Source organism: Tepidibacillus decaturensis (genome assembly GCF_001561915.1).
Classification (GTDB): domain Bacteria; phylum Bacillota; class Bacilli; order Tepidibacillales; family Tepidibacillaceae; genus Tepidibacillus_B; species Tepidibacillus_B infernus.
The window spans coordinates 2072719-2076193 of the sequence record NZ_LSKU01000001.1 but is presented as its reverse complement, the minus strand read 5'-3'; the positions used below and the strand labels follow the sequence as shown (position 1 = coordinate 2076193).

Annotated in this window: 3 protein-coding genes; all 3 read left to right on the top strand. The window is 38.4% G+C overall.

What is annotated here, in order from left to right; genetic code table 11:
- The first annotated feature begins 168 nt into the window (after positions 1 to 168).
- From U473_RS09845 to U473_RS09835, 3 genes are read left to right on the top strand one after another with little or no spacing between them, the layout of a single operon-like run.
- Positions 169 to 1404: a site-specific integrase gene (locus U473_RS09845; protein WP_068725849.1), complete on the top strand. Its 1236-nt coding sequence runs from the start codon at positions 169 to 171 to the stop codon at positions 1402 to 1404.
- Positions 1397 to 2383 (top strand): tyrosine-type recombinase/integrase, encoded by a 987-nt coding sequence (locus U473_RS09840; protein WP_068725847.1) that lies wholly within the window; start codon positions 1397 to 1399, stop codon positions 2381 to 2383. The genes U473_RS09845 and U473_RS09840 overlap by 8 nt, the downstream gene beginning before the upstream one ends.
- Positions 2370 to 3383 (top strand): site-specific integrase, encoded by a 1014-nt coding sequence (locus U473_RS09835; protein ID WP_068725845.1) that lies wholly within the window; start codon positions 2370 to 2372, stop codon positions 3381 to 3383. Before U473_RS09840 ends, U473_RS09835 begins: the two co-directional genes overlap by 14 nt.
- The last annotated feature ends 92 nt before the right edge of the window (positions 3384 to 3475 follow it).

Here is a 3475-nt window from a genome sequence, read left to right as displayed (position 1 = left end):
CTTATGCTAAGCTTTGCATAAGCTTCCTTATGCAAAGAAAGTAATTATGCAAAGTAAACTTTGATATAGCCCACTATTACTGGAGTTCTCTTTCATTTACTTTGCATAATCTCCGACAATGATATTAAGAGTATTCAAACTCAAAAATCATTGTAGGAGGTATTTTTTATGGAAAAGAAACCACTAAAACAGCTGTTACAAGAGCTTGAAAAAGAACTGCTACGACTTGGCTATACGGAAGGTAGCATGAAATTTTATCGCAACCGTTGGAAGAAAATTACACAGTTTGCTGAAGAGAATGATGAAATCTACTATTCTGAGGAGCTAGGTATTAAATTTGTCGAACAGAACTATCAGATTCTTAAGAAGGATTTCGATAAAACACTATCTCAGAAGGATACTCAGGAACTCCGTATCATAAGAATGATTGGAGATTTTCAGCTACATCGTACTGTTTTAAGAAGATATTATAAACACAAGGAAATACTTACCGACCCATATTACAAAGACATCAGCAGCAAGTTTAAAAAATACTGCGAACAAAAAGATTACTCCAAGGTAACTGTTGAACATTATGTTAAACAATCAGAACGCTTCATGGATTATCTTGTTTCCCAAGAAATCTGTGACTGTTCTAATATAAAGCTTACTGTTATTAATAGTTATATTCGGACACTAACCGGGTATACCTATAAAACCGTGGAACAGGTCACCTGCTCCATACGATCATTTTTAAGGTTTTTACACCAGAATGATATTTTGAAAGTAGACCTGGCTTCCAAGACACCAATGGTTCAAGCCCGTAAACAAACACGTATCCCATCTGTCTGGACAAAGGAAGAGCTGAAAGCACTGATAGGTGCTATTGACCGTGGGAATCCAAAGGGAAAGCGAGATTATGCAATTATCCTTCTTGCCTGTGTTCTGGGCCTTAGGGTTACTGATATCAAAAACCTCACTTTTGATTGTTTCCACTGGGAAGAAAAGAAACTGACATTCAACCAGTCAAAAACAAGGGAAACAGTAACTTTACCGATTCCTACTGAAGTGGGATGGGCTGTTATTGATTATCTTAAACATGGCAGACCAAAAGTAGATTCCCAGGTCGTATTTGTTAGACATTTGGCTCCATTCCTACCTTTTTCAGAAAGTGATCATTTGTCTCAGTTAATCCGTGATTATATGAGGATTGCACATTTACCAACTTTGAAAAAGCATCGAGGCATGCATTCCCTTCGCCATACAGCAGCTTCAAGAATGCTTGAACATGATACTCCACTTGCAGTTATTTCAGATATACTCGGTCATACAGACACAGACTCAACAGCAGTCTATTTAAAAGTAGATATTAATAAACTGAAGGAATGCTGTATAAACACTCCGGAGGTGGATGTGTATGATTAATTACCTGTTCAAAGGACCATTTGCAGAGCATATCGAAAACCATATCTCCCTGAAGAAGGCAATCGGCTATAAATACGAGGCAGAAGCCAGGCATCTATTACGTTTTTCTTCCTTTACTGCAGAAAAATATCCTGAATCAACAATGCTTACAAAAGCAATAGTGTTAGATTGGTGTTCAAAAAAGCCTTATGAAGCACAGGCTAATCAATGTTCAAGAGCCTCAATCATCCGGCAGCTTGCTATGTATATGGAAAGTGTGGGGATTAGTGCATACATTCTCCCAAAAGGTTATTACCCAACAGAAAAACAGTATATTCCTTATATTTATACAGAAGATGAATTGCAAAAGTTTTTCCGTGAAACAGACCAATGCCACTATGTAGGTGAATGCCCATATCGCCACTTTATCATGCCGGTATTTTTCCGGATGATTTATGCTTGTGGTCTTCGTTCCTCAGAAGCGAGACTTTTAAAAGTGGAAGATGTAGACCTTAATACAGGCATACTGACTATACAACACTCAAAAAAAGACAATAGTCGTCTGGTTCCAATGTCAGTTAATCTTACAGAGCGATGCCGGGATTTCTTTAAAAAAGTGCATATACTTTCAAGAGAATCTGATTGGTTCTTTCCTGGATTAAATGGAAAGCCAATGACTGTAACAAATGTCTACAGCAATTTCAGGCGTTTTTTATGGAAAGCTGGCATTTCCCATGGCGGTAGGGGAAAAGGACCAAGGGTACACGATTTTCGCCATGCATATGCATGCCACTGCCTAAAAAAGTGGGTTATGCAGGGAAAAGATCTTGCAGCATATCTTCCAGTACTAAAAACATATATGGGGCATGATTCCTTTGAGGAAACAGCATATTACCTTAGACTGACTGCTGATATTTTTCCGGACATATCTATTAAGTTGGAAGGATGTTACTCAGACATTATCCCAAGACTGGAAGGTGGAGCCGATGAAGCCAACTGATTTTGCCAACCACCTCACAGAATTCCTGTCAATGTATTTGCCCCGGCAGAAAAATGCAAGCAAGAATACAATAGCATCCTACAGAGATACCTTTAAATTGTTAATCCGTTACTGTCAAGAACAACGAGGTATCCCCGTTGAAAAGTTAAATATGGGTATGCTAACTCATGGATTGATTGCTGATTTTCTTGAGTGGATTGAAAAAGAGCGTAAGTGTAGTATCGCAACTCGTAATCAGAGACTTGCAGCCATACATTCCTTTTTCCGTTACGCACAGTATGAAGAACCAACAGGAATTCTTCATTTCCAAAAGGTGATTGCCCTACCTGTGAAGAAGGCACCCAAACCAATAGTAGCTCATCTGACCCCTGAGGCAATGAAACTTTTATTATCACAACCAGACAAAATGACTGTAAAAGGCAGACGAGATTTAACACTGTTAAGTGTTCTCTATGATTCTGGGTGTAGAGTGCAAGAATTAGTTGATATCAAGGTACGTGATGTTGTACTCAGTAATCCTGCAGTTCTTATCCTAACTGGAAAAGGCAATAAGGTACGAAGAGTGCCATTGATGAAAAACACTTTGACTTTGTTAGAGAATTACATTCAGGAGAACTTCCTTGATAAACCTTGGAGAAGTGACTACCCGCTATTTTCTAACAAACAGCATAAGAAACTTACAAAGGAAGGTGTTGCCTATATTATTTCTAAATATGCTGATTTAGCAAGACAAATATCCACCATTGTACCAGAGAAAGTGAAACCTCATATGTTTCGCCACTCGAAGAGCATGCACCTGTTGCAAGCTGGCGTTAGCCTTATTTATATACGAGACTTTCTTGGACATGAGGATATTAAGACCACTGAAATTTATGCAAAGTGTGATTCAGAATTGAAGCGCCAGGCTATTGAGAATGCCTATCCAGATTTGGTGGATAGCAATCTCCCTGATTGGAGCAAGGATGCTGCATTACTTGACTGGCTTTCTAAGCTGAAGTAATCCAGATATTATGCAAAGTAAATCAAAGACAATTACAGATAACACAAGACTTTCAGCGGTTTACTTTGCATAATCATCAACTTTGCATAAGG